Here is a 17,736-nt window from a genome sequence, read left to right as displayed (position 1 = left end):
TTTCGCATTCTATTTATACCAACCGTCCTTAATCTTTTCTGCCTTTGTAAAATAATCTTTCCAGTATTGGTGTCTTATCTCACCAGAGGGATATAAGCAAATAATTTTCTCTTTAGGCTTATCAATTTCTGGACTACTCAATTCAAAAATTACAAAGTCGCCTAAAGAAGCATCCTGTTTGATGCTGTAAACGTTTGCCCTATGAAATACGGAAGTAATTTTATCACTGATTATCTTGACAAAAACATACGCCTGCGTACTATCAACATTATTAGCTTTTGCATACTTCACCACATCATACCAATTCGGGTTCATTATTATTTCTCTTTCTTTCAAGGTATCATAGGCTGGTATTCGATAGTAAATGTCTCTTAGCAATATCCCAAAAGAGTATGCCGCATCTTCTTTGTTTCTAACAGCAATATTTACACCTCTCAACGTTTCCAAGTCATCTAAAGAAAGGCTGTCAATAAACTTATATTTCTCGGTTTCTTCCACAGTTGTTTGACTATTACAAGAGCAAAGCACCGACAACAGAGACATGAATAAACTTAGGAGTTTTACCATAGGATCACTATTTAACAGGATAATTGTAACCTCCTTTTATTGCTCTTTGATCGGCTTCTGCATCTAATAAAGGCACATCTTTCCCTGGGTTATCAGATCGGCCATTAACAGCATTATTAAGATGGGCTGTTGATTTAAGAGTAATAAGAGAGAAGCCTAACATTTTCCCTGAGTGTCCCCAAAGGAAATTTCCAAAATCCATATCATTATACCCTGCTCCAAAACCCGTGCTTCCAGAAGCAGGTTTAACCACGTGAAGGTATCCACTTTTAACAATGGGGCTCGTTGAGTAATGATCCAACAACCCAGTGCTTTTGCCTGACAGAATGGATTCGTCACCTACTGGTCTGCTTTCCCTTTCAATATAGGTCCATGGACTATTTTGGGCTTCTGGAGTTTTAACCCCATTAAAATCCATTGCAGCGTCAATATCATTTTCCGTAATTAACGTTGCTTTCATGCTTCCGCTTACAATAGCTTCCCTGTCTAAATCCAAATCATTGAACGTGAAGTTTACAGGGTCACTATATGTGTAAGAGGTTAAGTTTCCGTCCTTATCATAATTGGAAGTGGATGTTTGAAAAAACTGACCAATCACGTCTTTTTTGCCATCATCAAATTTTCTAAAGAATGAACCGTCCAGCCTAAACTGATATGCTGTATCTCCCAATACATCTACAAACCAGATCGGGTTATTGGCATAAATGGCATAATTAGATATGGAAGGGTTCGGCTTAGGGTCTTGGTTCCACCTTCTCAAAATTCGCGGATCCATTTCCCAGAATAGTGCTGTGTAATGGTTTCCTACACCAGATATTTCATCCGTTTTCTCTTGGCCACCGTGTCCGAATCGGTAGTCAGAAGCATTGTAGTTCCTTCCAGGCATCAACATCCCGAAGGGATAATAATCAAAACCGTATAAGTAGTTGATCGAAAGCATGATACGCTGATCGAAAAGACCCGGGAAAGATACATTTTTCGATCATATTCCATCAATTCAAGGCTGGTTTTTCCTCTAAGAGGGCGTAGAATTTCAAAGTTTCCGTATCGAGTTGGTCCTGGCTGATGTCCACATACCGGAAGAATTCGGCGCTGTTGGGTGCATGGCCGGAGATTTTGCGCACCAGGTGTTCGGCCATGCCGCTGGCCAGTAGCATGGAGATGGCGCTTCTGCGCATCGTGTGGGAGGTGATGAGGTCACAGAATCGAAAGTGAGTTTTGTTGGTTGGGTCTTTAAAGACCATGCGCGGGCGGCCATCACGGTTTCGCCAAAGGATGTGTGGTTCGGTCCAGCCCGCAGCCTCTCCCAGCAGTTTTAGACGTTTGTTCAGACAGGAGTTACTGATGTGGGGTAAGAGACGGATTCCTCTTGAACGGTACCGGCGAAAGATCTCGAGAACATACGCCGGTAGAGGGATTCGAAGCAATGAGCCGGTTTTACGACTGGCAATAACCAGGTAGGTAGCCGAACCGGTCTGCTCAAGGTTGGACCGTTGGAGTGACAAAAGATCGGACACCCGCAAACCGGTAGAACAACCGACCAGGAAGATGTCGCGGGCCTGTCGCAGTTCCGGGCTGAGGCGTTGCAACAGTCCGTGATCCTGAAGCAAGGAACGGATGCGATGTAACGGCACCACAACGATGGGTACGGGTTCTTTGCGCACGAAGAACAGCCGGGGAATATTACCCAACTCCCAACCGTGCGCCACCTCCAGGTAGCGCAAAAATGTTTTCAGATGCTTGAAATGAAAGCCGAGATAATTATCGGATCGGACGTTGTGCCTTCTCAGGAATTCAGAAAATCGTCGGATGAACCTTTTCCAACGAGCGTTTTCACGCTCCACCTGCTTGAGACTGAGCCGATGGTGGTCGTGTAACAACAAATCGGTACCGCACTCGATTTGGAAGGCTTTGATCTTTTCCAGGGTGGCACGGTAATTCTGGACACTACCGGTAAGTAGTTTGGTGCCATCGGGCTTGCGCCGCAAGCCAGAAGCGCTCTCATGGATAAATTGCTCGAATGCCTGTACTAATGGCAGTTGAGCGGCACCTGGTCGAGAAGCCATCTTGAGTTTTTCCGGGCAACGAATCCGGATGGATCAATATTGCAAAAGGACAGGCCTGCCTTGAACAGCCTACTAACCGGGCGGCATTGGGTGCCGTGATGCGATGATTTTGCTGCATGTAGATCGAAAGTAGCATGCGGGGTTAAAAGCGTTTCCTCTTTTGGCGGCACAGCCTTTCCCTTTTTGTCGTTAAACGCCCAATGACCCAAGCGATATTACATGAATGCCGTCTTTTCGCGTATAACTGATCCCGGTTCCGGTAATGATGTTGAGCGATTTCGGTGGCGCAATCTTTTTAGTATCAAGGATCGAGACAAACTTCAGGAGATTCTTCGCGGCTGCCTCAATTTGTCCGCTCCCCAGTTTTATTTCGAATGCACACCAATCTCCATTGTATTTTTGAACGATACTGTCGATTTCTAATCCGCTGGAATCCCGGTAATGATAGACCTTGGCATCGTTAGCCTGTGCATAGACCCGCAAGTCGTGGGTGACCAGTGATTCAAATAAAAAGCCGGTGAAATGCAAATCGTTTAAAAGGGATTGCTCATTGGCTCCCAGGGCGGCGACTGCCAACGCGACATCGGTAAAGTGATGCTTGGAAGATTTACGCAAGGAATAGGATGAACGAATATGTGTATTCCACGCAGGCTGCTCCTCGATGATCATGAGGCGCTTCAACGCGTCGAGATAATCGTAAATGGTCGGCCGGGTGATGGAGGTTCTTTCTTTTTCCCGGATATCGCTTTCTAACCTGGTGATCTCCGCAAGCGTGGCGGTGTTTCTTCCGATGGACCGGAGTAGACTTCTTACTTTATTTGGATCTCGTTTGATTTCCGAAACACGACTCATGTCCACTTCGGCAAGCAACTCAACATAAGCACGATTTATATCCGTTGCCTGTTGTACAGACTTGTCGATCAGGGAGGGAAAACCACCGATGATCAACCGTTCAAGGATGAATTCAAGCGCTGTCGGCTGGTCAATCACATCAATACTTTTTCCTTCAAAGAGATTCGCCAAACTGACGGCTCCGGTCGAGTAGCCCAGTTCCTGCCAGGTCATCGTGCGCATTTCAACAATGGTAAAACGCCCCGCCCCGGAATGCATCCTGACCGTCTCTTCCGGATTCGCCGAGCCGGTTAAGATGAATTGTCCGGGTTGTCGCCGGTCATCGATTTCATGTCGTATGTAGTCCCATAGCTTAGGTTGAGCTTGCCATTCGTCGATCAGCCTTGGTGTCTCTCCCAATAACAAACGCCTGGGAGCCGTATCGATCAGCGCAGGAACCTGTTCGTCCTGATCAACGCGCAGGGTACTTCCGGCAATTTGCTTGGCCGACTCGGTCTTACCGCAAGCCTTCGCGCCGCGAACCAGCACAGCACCGGAAGCGGATAATTTTCGTCTTAATTCTAAGTCGGTGATTCGGGCAAGGTATGGCATCAGGACAATGTTTTCATTCAAATTTAGGCATAATTTACATAATTTTAGTCAAGTGATTTACAAAAATGTAAAATAATATCTTACATATTTTCAATTTTTATCGCGTTTCCTGGCGTTTGCATCGTTTTTCCCTTATTCTCCAAAACTTGCCCGAACCCTGTTTTAGATCTTACCATACCTATATTGAACTGACAACAAATGTTCAACATCCTGGAACGTGAATGTGTCTGAACCGGTTGATTAACTCCGTTGTAAGGAACTGGAAGGTGCCCGACCTACAGCAGACCTCGCTTATATGGTTGATCACTGTCCGCTGCTCAAAGCCTGAATCCTGCAGGAAACCGGAAGCGTACTTTCGGGTTAAGTCGTGCATTTGTTCCCGCTCCTATGGATGCTTCTTTAGGCTACTGTATAGGGTTGCGGATACAACGCGTGCTATTCGCGGGATTTATCTACCTGTTCGGCGTACATTTCTAACGCAAAGGTTCGAGATGGCAATGCAGCGGCTCGCACCCGGGTGTATGTATTCCTATCCATGACCACTTCCCGATCAATTCGCACCTGGACCTGGCTGCTGGCACTGCTGGTGCTGGCGGATCTCATCTATTCGTTTATCCAATTCGGTCGTTTTCCATTGGATGGTGATATCGCTTCAGTCGTCGTGCCGTCTGAAGCTTATCAGCGCGTGCTGAGCGATCCGTTCGGTTTCGGTCTTTGGAAAGACTTCCAGCCGTATTACGCGACCAATCGCTATTTCGCCCACGCGTCTATGCAGTGGTGGTTCCTGCATGCTCCGGACTGGTTCAGGCCGTTCGCCGATCCGGTGGATGCGGTGTACGCCGCCTGCTCCCTGATCAAACTGATCGTGCAACTTTCCCTGCTCTTTTTCTTGTCCTCACTCGTTGCCGGAAACCAACGCGTTACGTCATCGGCCTGGATCGCCGCGGCGTTCTGCATAGAACCATTGTTCCAGAACTACGGCTTCAACACCAGCATGGGGGTGATCGACCGGGCCATTGCCTACACCTGTTTCTACGCGCTTCCTTCGGCTTTCATCGCGGGATACATCCTGCTGCAGCGAAGATGGACTGCCCGATCGCGGATGAGTCGTGTGTTGTTGCTCTTGCTGCCGGTGATCATGGCCTTTCAGGGTCCGCTTTCGCCCGCGATCGGCTGCCTCTTGGGCGGCGCACACCTGATGGAGCGTTGGATGATGCAAAAGCAGGGATGGACGGATCGTCCGCTGCTCCGTGGCTGGAGCCTATCGTGGGCATGGTGGTTCGTGTTGTCGTGCTATTCACTCTGGCTCGGTTCGTTCAATGCGGAAAACCCAGCCAACGGACCGTCGTTGATCGGTCGGTATGGATTACTCCTCCAGGGACTGACCGACTATTTTTTCAGTTATCCATCCTTGATCGTTGTCCTGTCGGTGGTGCTGGTCAGTTACGTTCATGCCGCCAGGAAGGAAATGCTCACAAAAGAAGTGAAGTACTTTTTCACGGCTTCAGGATTGCTGGTCCTGGCTTATCTGCTCCTGCTGCCCTTTGGTGGTTATCGGACGTATCGTCCGCTGATCGTCCGCATCGACACCTTGCAACCGGTGATGCTCTGGTTGTTCGGCTGGTTCGGTTTTTTCGCTTCGCGGCTGTTGATCGCCTTCATTCGTACACCCGCTACACAGGTCGCTGGAGCAGGGGTGCTGGTGGTGATACTTTACTTCACGATCGCGGATGCCTCCCTGATGAAACTCAACCGGGAAGAGCGACGCTACCTGCACCAACTGATGCATGCTTCCCAACCCGTCGTTCAACTGCCGGATGACCAACCCGTCATGGGATGGTGGCCGATCCGGAACCTGGAGGAATCCCGCCTGAACTGTATGCTTTTGAATCATTGGGGCGTTATTCCGGCCGATCGGCGATATTTTCAGGCTTCGGGGCCGGGGAAATAAGGGGTTGATGGCTCAAAGCCGCTCCCAGCCTGCTTTTCGGCAACTTGTTTAACATAATGATTTCTGATTTTCAGTAGTTTAGCATGAAGCTATCGAATCGAAAGGGCAGTAGCTGCTACGCCCTTGAGTATCCCGGCAAAAAACGCAGTTGTAAGATTTGGCTCAGATTGCTTCCTGCTCCGATTGAAATGCATACAATTTCGTAACACACACCAATGACCCTCTCATGCACCGTTTTTTTTCGGGCCAGGCCATCTTTCGGCTTTGGCTGTTGCTCTTATGCTTTTCATTGAATACCGTCAGTGCGCAGATCCGCATCAACGAGATTCAACCGTCTAACCTTGCGACCTTCCTCGACGAGTACCAGGAGTCGGATGATTGGATCGAATTGTTCAACAGCGGAAGTTCTCCGGTTGACCTGAACGGTTACGCGATCTCGGACGATTCACTCGACTTGCGGAAGTTCGTCTTTCCGTCGTATTCGCTCGGACCGCAAGACCACCTGCTGCTGGTGGCTGCCGATCCGGTGAAAACGGAGATCACCGCCACCTGGCAAACCGCCGTGCGGGAGAACGATACCTGGCGTTACCGCGCCAACACTTCCGCGCCACCCGATACGAACTGGCGCAACACGTCCTTCAACGACGGTTCCTGGAATTCCGGTACCGGAGGCATCGGCTACGGCGATGGGGATGACGGTACGACCATCTCCACCACGATATCGGCCTATTCTCGCCGTACATTCTCCATTGCCGATACAGCGAAGATCCTCGACGCGGTATTCCATGCCGATTACGACGACGCTTTCGTCGCCTACCTCAATGGTATCGAGATCGCCCGCGCCAACATCGGCGTACCCGGAATTCGTCCCGCCTGGAATGCCGTCTCGGCCAGTTCGCACGAAGCGGTGATGTACCAGGGACAGTTACCCGATTCTTTTCATGTGGACGCAGCGACACTGAAGGCTGCACTCTTGCCCGGGAATAATGTCCTCGCGATCGAGGTCCATAATTTGAACTCCACCAACACCGACCTCAGCGGTCGTTTCTGGTTGAGCTTCCTGTGCAATCCCGGCGCGGGTTCCTTCTACAGTCTTCCTTCCTGGTTCCGCGCTCCGGCGAAGATGTATTTCCATACGGGTTTCAAACTGAGTCGGACCGGTGAGACGGTCTGGCTTTCCGATCCTGCGGGAAACGTCCTTGACTCGAAAGCTACCGGAAGTCTCGAAGCGGACCATTCCGTTGCCCGCATTCCCGACGGTGGCTCCTGGTGCCTCACGGACCAACCGACACCCGATGCTTCGAACAACACCTCTTCCTGCGGAAGCGGGTATGCCGGCATTCCCGTCTTCTCGAAGGCCGCGGGTTTCTATGCATCCGCGCAATCGCTGACGATCACCACCACCTATCCGGGCGGACAGGTACGCTATACGCTCGACGGCAGTGATGTGACATCCTCATCTCCGCTTGCTTCCGGTCCGATCACCTTGAACGATACCGCCATCACCGTACGCGCCCGGGTGTTCGCCTCCGGCGTATTGCCGGGTACTACCATTACGAACTCATATTTCATCGGTGTGAACAGTCGCTTGCCGGTGTATTCTCTGACCACCGATCCCGACAACCTCTGGGATTACAACACCGGCATATACGTCGAAGGACCCAACGCCGATCCGAACACTCCGCACTGGGGCGCCAACTACTGGATGGATTGGGAAAAGCCGGTCACGGTCGAGTTCTTCGACCGCGCGCGCCAGCGTGCTTTTCGTTTCAACGGCGGACTGCAGATTACCGGCGGCTGGTCGCGTTCCGCGCCGCAAAAGAGCTTCGAGATCAGCCTCGGCGATCGCTACGGTTTGTCGAGCCTCGACTACCCGATGGAGTCGTTGAAACCCTGGATGACCGGCTGGGATAATTTCATCCTGCACATGACCGGCAATGATCGGTCGAATGCGCGCATGCGGGATCCCCTCATGCAACGACTTCTCCGAACGACGTTCAACGATTATGTGGCCTATGAGCCTTGTCTCCTGTTCCTCAACGGCGGCAACTGGGGCGTGTACTATACCCGGGAGAACGACGACCATCACTGGGTCAAACTCAACTACGGCTACGACGACGATGAGATCGACCTCCTGAAGGAAAGTTATTTCGCTTCCGGCATCGAGGTCAAGCGTGGAAGCACCGATGCCTTTTGGAAGTTGTACAACTATGCTACGACGGTTTCGCCCTCCGATCCTGCCTACTACGATTCCGTCGCGTCCATGCTGGACCTTCAGAACATGGCCGATTACTTCATCGCCGAAACCTACTATCCGAACGACGACTGGATGGGGGGAGGCAACAACAACCTGAAGCTCTGGCGGCCCCGGAAGGAAGGAGGCAAATTCCGCTACCTCATCTACGACCTCGACTTCGGTTTGGGCCTGTACGGTTCGGTCACGAATAACATGTTGTCCGTGGCCCGCAATCCCAGCCCGCAGAATTACAACTCCGACATCTTCGACGCGCTGACGCAGAACACGGTCTTCCGTCGCTACTTCATCAACCGTTACGCGGACCTGATCAACACCATCTTCCTGCCGTCGAACGTGCAGCAGGTGGCGTATATGTATCGGGATACGATCTCGACCGACATGGCGTACCAATTCGCCTGGGGCAGCAATAACTCCGACTGGCTCAGCAACATTCAAAGCATGCTGACCTTTGCCAGTCAGCGACCTTCGAACGTGCGCGGACAAATTCAAAGTGAGTTCGGACTCTCCGGTCAGGTCACGCTGACGCTCCAGGTCCAACCGGCCGGTGCCGGACGTATCGAGATCTCCACGATCACCCCGACATCCTATCCCTGGTCCGGCGTTTACTTCAATGGCAATCCGGTGACGATCACCGCCATTCCCAACCCTGGTTATTCGTTCGATCACTGGCGTTCCAACACGACCATCAGCTCGAACAACCCGAACCGTTCGGTCACCTATAATTTCACTTCCAGCGACGCGATCACGGCCTACTTCAACGGCAGCGCGGCCGCTGCGCAGGTCGAATTCAGCGAGATCAATTTCAACAGCGATTCCGCCTGGAACACCGGCGACTGGATCGAGTTGCGCAACCCTGCTGCTTTCGATCTTGATATCTCCGGTTGGAAATTCCGCGACGATGCCGATAATCATACCTACACCCTTCCGACCGGCACCGTACTCCCGGCGGGCGGTTACCTGGTCCTGGCCTCGGATCTTGACAAGTTCGCTTCGATCAATCCGGCAGTAACCAATGTGATCGGCGACTTCGGATTTGATTTCAATAATGGAGGCGAAGAGCTCCGGCTCTTTAACCGCGATGACCAATTGTTCGGCTCGGTCTTCTATGACGACTTCGCGCCCTGGCCGGTTACCGCCGATGGAGCCGGCTTCACACTCGAGCGTGTCGCCGGGTCTGCAGATCCCAATGATCCGGCCAGTTGGTTCGCCGGCTGCTACGGCGGTTCTCCTGGACGCGCCTATGGTGCGCCAACCATCGGACTCACCGCTGCTGGCACGACACAGCTTTGTCAGGGAGCAACCGTCACGCTGACGGCATCTCCCGCCAACGCGACAACTTATCAGTGGCAGCGCGACGGTGTCGATATTCCCGGTGCGACCGCGGTCGATTACGTCGCCTCCCTTACCGGTGTCTATCGTGCGCGGGTGAACGCGGGCGGATGTACCGGACTGAGTGACACGCTGCGGGTAACCGTTTCGGCGATCAGTTCACTCTCGTCAACCACCGGCGCTTCCCGTTGCGGTGACGGCAGTGTGCAATTGCAGGCTGTGTCCACCAGCCCGATCGAATGGTACGATGCCGCCAGCGGCGGGACCTTGGTAGGAACGGGCACGAGCTTTACCACACCGGTACTTCAGACAACGACGACCTACTATGCCCAGGCCGCAGGCAACTGTCCCGGCCCGTTGGTGGCGGTGACCGCGGTAGTGAATGCCGTTACCGCGGATCCGGTAACACAAGACGATAGTCGCTGCGGCGATGGCAGCCTGACGCTTACTGCAACCGATACGGCCGCTGTGCGTTGGTATGCAACCGCAAGTGGTGGCAGCGTACTGGCTTCGGGCTACACATTCGTCACGCCCGCCCTGACCACCACGACGACCTATTACGCGGAAGCAGGAACGCTTTGTCCGAGTAACCGCGTGCCGGCGGTTGCAACGATACTTCCGCTTACCGCCGATCCGGTCACACAGTCGGACAGCCGCTGCGGACCCGGCTCGGTAACGCTGACGGCAACCGATACCGCGCAGATCCGCTGGTACGATGCGCCGGTCGGCGGCACCTTGCTGGCTACCGGTAGTAGCTTCACTACCCCGATACTGACCGCAACGACCACCTACTACGCGGAGGCCGGCGATGTTTGCCCGAGCCAGCGGATTCCTGCCGATGCGATCATTATTAGCGGCGCTGCTCTTCCTGCAACGCAGGATGCCACCCGATGTGGTCCGGGTACGCTCTTGCTGACGGCCACACCGGGCGATACCGCGACACTGTATTGGTACGATGCCGCTGTTGGTGGGACATTGCTTTCAACCGGTAACACCTACACGACGCCGGTCCTCAACACCTCCACGACGTACTATGTTCAGGCCGGAATAAGTTGTCCGTCGGCGCGCATCTCCGTTGACGCGATCATCACCTCGAACCCGGTCGATCCGCAGGTAACTGGCGCGCAACGATGCGGCAGCGGAACGCTGACACTCGCTGCCGTCAGCAGCGATCCGGTCTCCTGGTACGACGCCCCCGGCGGCAACCTGTTGGGAACAGGCTTGAGCTTTACCACGCCTTCGATCAGTGTCGATATCACGTACTACGCGCAGTCCGGCAGCGGCAGTTGCCTGAGCAACTTCATACCGGTCTTGGCACAGATCAATCTGGTCAGTGTTGATCCGGTCGTCACCGGCGGTTCGGTTTGCGGATTCGGCCAGGTGCTGCTGACCGCCAGCGCCGCTGATCCGATGAGTTGGGCGGCGACACCGGGAGGAGCCGTGGTCGAAACCGGCGGAACCTACCTCACGCCCATCATCGCGGTGAACACCACGTACTATGTGCAGGCCGGGACACTTTGTCCAAGCAACTGGGTGGCGGTAACTGCCACGGTGCATGCACTGCCGTCGCCGGATCTCGGCCCCGACCTGCTGATCGCCTCCGGTGATTCTGCGGTACTCGATCCGGGCGCCGGATTCAGCGGGTATCTCTGGTCGGATGGGTCAACGCTGCAAACCCTGGTGGTGAATTCGGATGGTACGTATGCGGTATCGGTGACCGATGCCAACGGTTGTTCGGCTTCCGATACGGTCGTGGTGAATGTCGCTACGGCAGCTGCGAACCTGACGCCGCGCGATCTGCGGGTGATCGCGTATCCCAATCCGGCGGGCGACCACTTGTTGCTCTTGCACAACGGACTGCAGGGTGAGGTCGGCATCACGGTGTACGACGGAGCCGGAAGGATCGTGCTCTACGATGTGCCGAGGCTTACGGCCGAAACACTCTATCGGATCGATACCGGTTCATGGCCTTCCGGCCTGTACCGATTGCGGGTCGAGTTCGAAGGAAAGGTGTGGAATCTGCCGGTGGTGATCGCGCACCGTTGATTCAACCGAAGAGCAGCGAAAAGACCTCTTCCACTTTCGATACGGCATGAATGCGGATGCCTTTGAAGCGGGAGAGGTCGAGCCCCTTCTTGTTGTACTTGCTGATGATGATCTGTTCGAAGCCGAGCTTCTCGGCTTCGCCGATCCGTTGTTCGACGCGAGCCACCGGCCGGATCTCTCCGCTCAGTCCGACTTCCGCGGCAAAACAGATCTTCGGCGTGATCGCGATGTCTTCGTTGGAAGAAAGGATCGCGCAGATGACGGCCAGGTCGATCGCCGGATCCTCCACGCGGATGCCACCGGCCAGGTTCAGGAATACATCCTTCGCGCCCAGCCGGAAGCCGCAACGTTTCTCGAGTACGGCCAGCAACATGCTGAGACGACGAAGATCGAATCCCGTCGAAGAACGCTGGGGCGTGCCGTACACCGCCGAGCTGACCAGTGCCTGCGTCTCGATGAGCAAGGGGCGAACGCCCTCCATCGTCGCGGCGATCGCGACTCCGCTCAGTAACTCTTCGCGTTGAGCGATGAGCACCTCCGAAGGATTGGATACCTCGCGCAAGCCGCTGCTTTGCATTTCGTAAATACCCAACTCGGCGGTCGATCCGAAACGGTTCTTGACCGAACGGAGGATGCGGTAGAGGTGGTGCCGGTCGCCTTCGAATTGCAGGACCGTATCGACCATGTGTTCGAGGATCTTCGGTCCGGCGATGGTGCCGTCTTTGGTGATGTGTCCGATCAGGAAAACCGGTACGCCCGACTGTTTGGAAAAGCGAAGCAGTTCAGCCGTGCATTCGCGGATCTGCGAAACGCTTCCGGGCGAGGATTCGATCTTATCGGTGAAAATCGTTTGAACGGAATCAATGACCAGCAAGCCCGGATCAGTCTCGGCAACCTGCTGAAAGATGTTTTCGAGTTGGGTCTCGGTCAGCACATAGAACCGGTCGTTGCGCAGCTTCAGCCGATCGGCGCGCATCTTGATCTGCTGCTCGCTTTCTTCTCCGCTGACATACAGGACCGGTACTCCTTTCATACCCAGGGCGACCTGCAGCACCAGGGTGGATTTACCGATCCCCGGTTCGCCACCCAACAACACCAGCGATCCAGGTACCAGTCCGCCGCCCAGCACGCGATTCAGTTCCGCATCCGGCAAGACCACGCGTTTCTCACCACCGGCGCTGATGTCCTGCAGCAATTGCGGCTTCGGCGTCTTGCGTTTACGGTCGTCGGGCTTCTTCCAGAGATTCGCGGAAGTTTCTTTTTGGACCACCTCTTCCACATAGGTGTTCCATTGCCCGCAGGATGCGCAACGTCCGACCCACTTGGGTGACTGGGCGCCACAATTCTGGCAATAGAAGACGGTTTTCGCTTTGGCCACGGCGCGCCGAAGTTACGCCAATTCTACGTTGCGTTCAGAGTCGGCTGGCTATAACCGTTCCATAAAATGAGAAAAGCGAAGGGGATGCCTTCGCTTTTCAAATGAGGGGGATAGAGGAATCAGTCTTTTCTTGAAAAGTCGAGTTCCATGATACCGGTTGCTCCGTTATGGTCAGTAGCGATCACGAAGACGTTGCTGCTTAGTTCAACGATCTGCCATTCGCCATTCAATTCATCCAGCACCAGACTAAAGTCTTCAAACTTGACATATGATTTCATCAGGGTTGTCCTGATCGTATAGTGACCGGTATCGATCGGTGTCATGACGCTGCCAAGCATCTGGCTTCGAATGATGGTATTCTCCCGGAATGCCCATTCTTCAGCCGGATTCGTTCGCGGAATGGGAATCAGATTCCAGGTACCTTCCAGTTCTTTCTCAACGCTCTTTTCAGATTTGAGCATTTCAACTTTCTCACAACCAGACAAGCCGGCAGTAATAAGAAACAGCGCGAGGATGAGGATCCTTTTCATGATACTGGTTTTATGAAAGATACGGAATAAAGTTGTTCAAAATCCTTCACCTTTCTTACGGACGGCTTTTTCCGTCCAAAATCCGCTTTTCTATGGCACTTGTTGAATATCCGGGTAGGAACTCGATGGTCTTGACCCGCCCGCCGGAGGCCAATACAAGATCGGCTCCCACGATGTTTTCCAGCGAATAGTCGGCACCTTTTACCAACACATCCGGCATGACCTTGCGGATCAGCTCAAGCGGGGTGTCTTCACCAAAGAAGATCACCGCGTCCACGAAGTGCATACTCGCCAGCAACATCGCGCGTTGCACTTCATCGTTGATCGGACGGTGCGGACCTTTCAGCCGGCGGGTGCTTTCATCCGTATTCAAACCGATGACCAGGACGTCGCCCTCATCCGCCGCACGCGCCAGGTAATCGACGTGCCCCAGGTGCAGGATATCGAAGCATCCGTTGGTGAAGACGATGCGCTTACTCAGGAAGCGCTGCAGGCTTACCCAATTGGCGACCTGCTCCGGTGCGAGAATTTTCCGGCGGATGATATCAAGCGTTGCCATCGACCTGTTTGCGTTGCATGAACACTAAGATACCGAAACAGATGCTACCCAGGATGAGGACCACCAGTGTCTGGGAGGTATGCATCAGGGTGGCAAAGGCCAGCCCGTGTGTCTGCGTCAGTCCGTAGAGCATCAGTCCGCGGGAAACCAGCAGGTGATAGGCGCCAATGCCTCCCTGTACAGGCGCCGACATCCCCATCCCGCCGACGACCAGGACAAACAAGCCGGCTGCCGGACTGAGCTGATCGGTTGCGGGTAGCGCGAAGAAACAGGTGTACGACATCAGGAAGTACATCACCCAGATCAGCACCGTATGAAAGAGAAATGCCCACGGACGATCCAGCTTGCGTACGGAACGGAATCCTTCGAGAATGCCCTGTAACATTCCGGTGAGACGTTGCAGGAATCCTGCCTTCGGGGTGCCGGCGGCACGGGACCGTCGCTTCCACCAGATGATGAAGAGCGTGACGGCGACAAGCGTCGCCCACACGAACGGATTACCGAAAAGCCCCGACAGCTTCTCGCCGAGCGGTCCGAAAAGGTTGTCGTGGAGAAATCCACCGAGCCGTTCGCGTTCCAGCAAGGCGGTACCCAGCATGCACGCGGCGAGGGACAACACATCAATGACTCGCTCTACGATCACGGTACCAAGCAGTCGGTCGAAGGGCATGCCGGTGGCGCGACTGAGCGAACCGCAGCGGGTCACCTCACCTAAGCGGGGTAAGGCCAGATTGGCGAGATAGCCGGTCATCAGGCTGAGCGAGGTTACGCCCAGTCCGGGATGATACCCCAGCGGGCGCATCAGCAACCGCCAGCGTTCAGCACGGCTGAGAAAGGCAATGAGCGACGCGGCTACGGAGAGCAACAACCAGCCCCAACGGATTTCGGAAAATTCGGAAAGGGTAGCGCGGAGGTCGACACCCCGGAACGACCACCACAACAGCAATCCGGCGATCGCCAGGAGCAGCAGGTTGCGGAAGATGGACAGCGCTTTTTTTTGCACGATCAAGAAGGATGCACGCGGTTGTGTGCATCCGGGAAGATCAGCGTCGGCTTGAACGTCTTCGCTTCTTCGAAATCCATCAGCGCATACGAGACGACGATGACAACGTCGCCGACCATTGCTTTACGGGCGGCAGGACCGTTCAGACAGATCTGTCCGGTGCCGCGCTTGCCCTTGATCACGTACGTATCGAATCGCTCGCCGTTGTTGACGTTCAGAACGTCAACATTCTCGTTCTCGATCAGTCCGGCGGCATCCATCAGGTCTTCATCGATGGTGATGCTGCCAACATAGTTGAGATCGGCTTCGGTTACCTTGACGCGGTGTATTTTGGATTTCAGTACTCGGATCATCATAGCGGGCTGCAAACCTACGGACTTCAGCGCATTCGGCCAAACCTTGTGAACAGGTAATTAATTGAATTTCAGAATATTGACCAGGTTCCGGCATTGTTGCGAACCATGCTGCTCATACGCAGGCGGACGAAAGGCGTTTCACGAAAGAGAAGAACGCCCGGAACCGGATTCGACCGGAAGTGCCGCCGGCTCGTAGGCGGAGATCCGGTCCAGGTGAACGGCAACGGATCCTTCTTCACGGCGTCCAGCATGGAGATGAATCGGGCACCTACCACGATTTCATTGGCCTTGTAGCTGGTGCGGGAATGCACGTTGTTGGCAAAGGTCTCTTCGTACGCCTGCAACAACACCAACAGCTCCGTACGGTTGTTCACGAAGTCGTCGGCACTCCAGCCGAGCATCGGACTTTCGTCGTCGATCGGGTGTACGATGGTCCAGGATGTGGTGAGCAGGTTGACGCGCGTGAACTCGAGCTTGAGGTTGGCGAATTTTCGCACCGGCTTCCCGGCTTCCTGCAACACCTACGACATCACGATGCTTGCCTGGATGTCGATGAGTTCGCTGCGATGCTTTTTCGCGACGCGCAGCATCAGCGCGCTGCGGTCGCGATAGGGCGCCACCACCGCCTGTTCACTGTACAACAAACGGACGACCGGTCGGCTGAACCGTCCGTACAACAAACCGGTCGCGACGGCGAAACCCAACAACCCGACCATCGCTTCGATCGAAGCCAGGGCACTGTCAAAGACCCCGGTCGGGTTGAGCCGACCGTAACCGACCGTCGTAAGCGACTGCGCGCTGAAGAAAAAGATCTCGAGGAATTTCTCCCATTCACTCTGGTAGATCATACCGCCGATACTGTCCGGCCAGGTGAAGCAGTAGAGCGATGCGAATATCAGGTTGATGACCAGATAGGTCGAGAACAGAATAGTGAAGAATTTCCACCACGCCATCCGGATCAATTCATGAAAGACGTTGAACCGTTGAAAATAGGGGAGGCCTTTCCGGCGGACATTGCTGGAACCGTCGCGGTTCATCAGACGCTGGTCGCGGCCTTCCACCCGGCTGCCGAAACCGAACTCGCGTGTTTCGTCCTGCTTGAAAACGTTACGAAAGGACATGATGATCGAATCGACTACTGATGCTGCATGCGATAATAGGACTGAGCCCGGGATCCGTTACTTCTTTCCGTCTTCCTTGATTTCGGTAACGCCGCCGCTGATGATGAACTTCATCATATCCGTACCGGAAGCATTCAACGGCCGGATGTTCTCTCGCGGAAGAATGATCAGTTCCCCGGCGAACGAGTAAGAAAAGGGCAGATAGACGGCGACCTTCTCCTTTTCCAGCCCGAGATCGCTGAGGTCTTCCTGCGTAATGAAACCGATGCGGTTGATCTCGGATTCCTTCTCCAGTCGGACGAGGACAGGTTGATTGAAACGAAGTTTCTCACCGACGAATGCCTGCACCAGGTCTTTCACAGAGGAGTAAATGAGTTTGACCAGGGGCGCCTTATCGATCAGTTGCTCGAGGTAGCTGAAGAGCGGATTGCGGATGTAGCGTGCCGACAGCCAGCCCACCGCCGCGATGAACAGGAAGATCGTGATGAGGCCCAGGCCGGGAATGTCGATCTCGGTTTTCCCGGGCAGGTGGATGGGAACCTGAAAGGGTAGCAAGCCATCAACCCAGAGGATCGCCCGGAAAAGCACCCAGAGGGTCACCGCGATGGGTACGACGAATAAGAGTCCCTGGAAGAAGAAATTGAGCAGACGTTTCATGGGCGTTAACTGAGCCTCAAAGATGCGAATTGAGCGCGCCTTCGCGGAGGCGCGCCTGATCTTTTTTTGGGAGTTTCTTCACGACCTCCGCGTACGAATGATCGATCCATTCCTGCAGGAGTTTAGCGCCGACAGATCCGTCGGCTGTAACCGTGTTCCACAGGCTCTTATTCATGTGAAATCCGGGTCGCACGCAAGGGTATTTTTCCCGCAACTCGATCGCCAGCTCCGGATCGCATTTGACGTTGAAGCGCAAAGGCGATTCATCAAGGGATACGAGCAGGAACATCTTACCGGCAACCTTGAAGACAAGCGTCTCGCTGTCGAACGGAAAGCCCTCGGTGACTTCCGGTTTTCGAATGCAATAGTTTCGAAGCTCTTCGATGTTCATCGCCGCGTATTCGATCCTGAATTTAGCGATTCCCCGGATGAACCTGACCGGAAAATGAACCCAGCGTCGAAAAAGCGCTAAT

Annotated in this window: 15 protein-coding genes; 2 read left to right on the top strand and 13 right to left on the bottom strand. The window is 54.0% G+C overall.

Annotated features, from left to right (window positions below; translation table 11 throughout):
* Positions 1 to 9: 9 nt before the first annotated feature.
* The 4 genes from IPJ96_14555 to IPJ96_14540 all read right to left on the bottom strand — a co-directional run bounded on the left by IPJ96_14555 (position 10) and on the right by IPJ96_14540 (position 4,097).
* Positions 10 to 567, bottom strand: coding sequence for a hypothetical protein (locus IPJ96_14555; protein ID MBK7911537.1), 558 nt, complete (start codon positions 565 to 567; stop codon positions 10 to 12).
* A gap of 7 nt (positions 568 to 574) precedes the next feature.
* Positions 575 to 1,507, bottom strand: coding sequence for a hypothetical protein (locus IPJ96_14550; GenBank protein MBK7911536.1), 933 nt, complete (start codon positions 1,505 to 1,507; stop codon positions 575 to 577).
* 52 nt (positions 1,508 to 1,559) lie between these two features.
* Positions 1,560 to 2,633 (bottom strand): tyrosine-type recombinase/integrase, encoded by a 1,074-nt coding sequence (locus tag IPJ96_14545; GenBank protein ID MBK7911535.1) that lies wholly within the window; start codon positions 2,631 to 2,633, stop codon positions 1,560 to 1,562.
* 189 nt (positions 2,634 to 2,822) lie between these two features.
* Positions 2,823 to 4,097: an ATP-binding protein gene (locus IPJ96_14540; GenBank protein MBK7911534.1), complete on the bottom strand. Its 1,275-nt coding sequence runs from the start codon at positions 4,095 to 4,097 to the stop codon at positions 2,823 to 2,825.
* A 514-nt stretch (positions 4,098 to 4,611) separates the two neighbouring features.
* On the opposite strand from IPJ96_14540, the gene IPJ96_14535 reads away from it, so the two are divergent.
* Together IPJ96_14535 and IPJ96_14530 are read left to right on the top strand one after the other, a co-directional pair.
* Positions 4,612 to 6,027, top strand: a complete 1,416-nt coding sequence (locus IPJ96_14535; protein MBK7911533.1) for a hypothetical protein — start codon at positions 4,612 to 4,614, stop codon at positions 6,025 to 6,027.
* Positions 6,028 to 6,253: 226 nt separating this feature from the next.
* Positions 6,254 to 11,659, top strand: a complete 5,406-nt coding sequence (locus IPJ96_14530; protein MBK7911532.1) for a CotH kinase family protein — start codon at positions 6,254 to 6,256, stop codon at positions 11,657 to 11,659.
* Position 11,660: 1 nt separating this feature from the next.
* On the opposite strand, the gene radA is transcribed toward IPJ96_14530, so the two are convergent.
* The 9 genes from radA to IPJ96_14485 form a co-directional block, all read right to left on the bottom strand.
* Entirely contained in the window at positions 11,661 to 13,037 is a 1,377-nt protein-coding gene (gene radA / locus IPJ96_14525; protein MBK7911531.1) for a DNA repair protein RadA, read from the bottom strand.
* Positions 13,038 to 13,156: 119 nt separating this feature from the next.
* The gene (locus IPJ96_14520) at positions 13,157 to 13,567 is read right to left on the bottom strand and encodes a hypothetical protein (GenBank protein MBK7911530.1); all 411 of its coding nucleotides are present in this window, start codon (positions 13,565 to 13,567) and stop codon (positions 13,157 to 13,159) included.
* A 55-nt stretch (positions 13,568 to 13,622) separates the two neighbouring features.
* The gene (rfaE2, locus tag IPJ96_14515) at positions 13,623 to 14,126 is read right to left on the bottom strand and encodes a D-glycero-beta-D-manno-heptose 1-phosphate adenylyltransferase (protein MBK7911529.1); all 504 of its coding nucleotides are present in this window, start codon (positions 14,124 to 14,126) and stop codon (positions 13,623 to 13,625) included.
* Complete coding sequence (locus IPJ96_14510; protein MBK7911528.1) at positions 14,113 to 15,129, bottom strand: flippase-like domain-containing protein; 1,017 nt, start codon at positions 15,127 to 15,129, stop codon at positions 14,113 to 14,115. The genes rfaE2 and IPJ96_14510 overlap by 14 nt, the downstream gene beginning before the upstream one ends.
* Before the next feature lie 2 nt (positions 15,130 to 15,131).
* Positions 15,132 to 15,485 carry an aspartate 1-decarboxylase gene (locus IPJ96_14505; GenBank protein ID MBK7911527.1) on the bottom strand — a complete coding sequence of 118 codons (354 nt, stop codon included), beginning with the start codon at positions 15,483 to 15,485 and terminating at the stop codon, positions 15,132 to 15,134.
* A gap of 68 nt (positions 15,486 to 15,553) precedes the next feature.
* Positions 15,554 to 15,982 carry a hypothetical protein gene (locus tag IPJ96_14500; protein ID MBK7911526.1) on the bottom strand — a complete coding sequence of 143 codons (429 nt, stop codon included), beginning with the start codon at positions 15,980 to 15,982 and terminating at the stop codon, positions 15,554 to 15,556.
* A gap of 24 nt (positions 15,983 to 16,006) precedes the next feature.
* A complete protein-coding gene (locus tag IPJ96_14495) occupies positions 16,007 to 16,606 on the bottom strand; it encodes a hypothetical protein (protein MBK7911525.1) in 600 nt (199 codons plus the stop codon).
* A gap of 57 nt (positions 16,607 to 16,663) precedes the next feature.
* Entirely contained in the window at positions 16,664 to 17,263 is a 600-nt protein-coding gene (locus IPJ96_14490; protein ID MBK7911524.1) for a DUF502 domain-containing protein, read from the bottom strand.
* Positions 17,264 to 17,279: 16 nt separating this feature from the next.
* A complete protein-coding gene (locus IPJ96_14485; protein ID MBK7911523.1) occupies positions 17,280 to 17,654 on the bottom strand; it encodes an MmcQ/YjbR family DNA-binding protein in 375 nt (124 codons plus the stop codon).
* Positions 17,655 to 17,736: the final 82 nt, after the last annotated feature.

Source organism: Bacteroidota bacterium, assembly GCA_016713765.1.
In the GTDB taxonomy this organism is placed as follows: domain Bacteria; phylum Bacteroidota; class Bacteroidia; order AKYH767-A; family 2013-40CM-41-45; genus Pollutiaquabacter; species Pollutiaquabacter aromativorans.
Note: the sequence above shows the minus strand (reverse complement) of the source record. Positions and strands in the feature narration are given on the sequence as shown.

Excerpts from the sequence above, each read along its gene's own strand:
- rfaE2 (MBK7911529.1), bottom strand. The coding sequence starts at position 14,126 with ATGGCAACGCTTGATATCATCCGCCGGAAAATTCTCGCACCGGAGCAG.
- IPJ96_14505 (MBK7911527.1), bottom strand. The coding sequence starts at position 15,485 with ATGATGATCCGAGTACTGAAATCCAAAATACACCGCGTCAAGGTAACC.
- IPJ96_14550 (MBK7911536.1), bottom strand. The coding sequence starts at position 1,507 with ATGCTTTCGATCAACTACTTATACGGTTTTGATTATTATCCCTTCGGG.
- IPJ96_14530 (MBK7911532.1), top strand. The coding sequence starts at position 6,254 with ATGCACCGTTTTTTTTCGGGCCAGGCCATCTTTCGGCTTTGGCTGTTG.
- IPJ96_14545 (MBK7911535.1), bottom strand. The coding sequence starts at position 2,633 with ATGGCTTCTCGACCAGGTGCCGCTCAACTGCCATTAGTACAGGCATTC.
- IPJ96_14555 (MBK7911537.1), bottom strand. The coding sequence starts at position 567 with ATGGTAAAACTCCTAAGTTTATTCATGTCTCTGTTGTCGGTGCTTTGC.
- IPJ96_14535 (MBK7911533.1), top strand. The coding sequence starts at position 4,612 with ATGACCACTTCCCGATCAATTCGCACCTGGACCTGGCTGCTGGCACTG.
- IPJ96_14495 (MBK7911525.1), bottom strand. The coding sequence starts at position 16,606 with ATGTCCTTTCGTAACGTTTTCAAGCAGGACGAAACACGCGAGTTCGGT.
- IPJ96_14490 (MBK7911524.1), bottom strand. The coding sequence starts at position 17,263 with ATGAAACGTCTGCTCAATTTCTTCTTCCAGGGACTCTTATTCGTCGTA.
- IPJ96_14520 (MBK7911530.1), bottom strand. The coding sequence starts at position 13,567 with ATGAAAAGGATCCTCATCCTCGCGCTGTTTCTTATTACTGCCGGCTTG.
- IPJ96_14485 (MBK7911523.1), bottom strand. The coding sequence starts at position 17,654 with ATGAACATCGAAGAGCTTCGAAACTATTGCATTCGAAAACCGGAAGTC.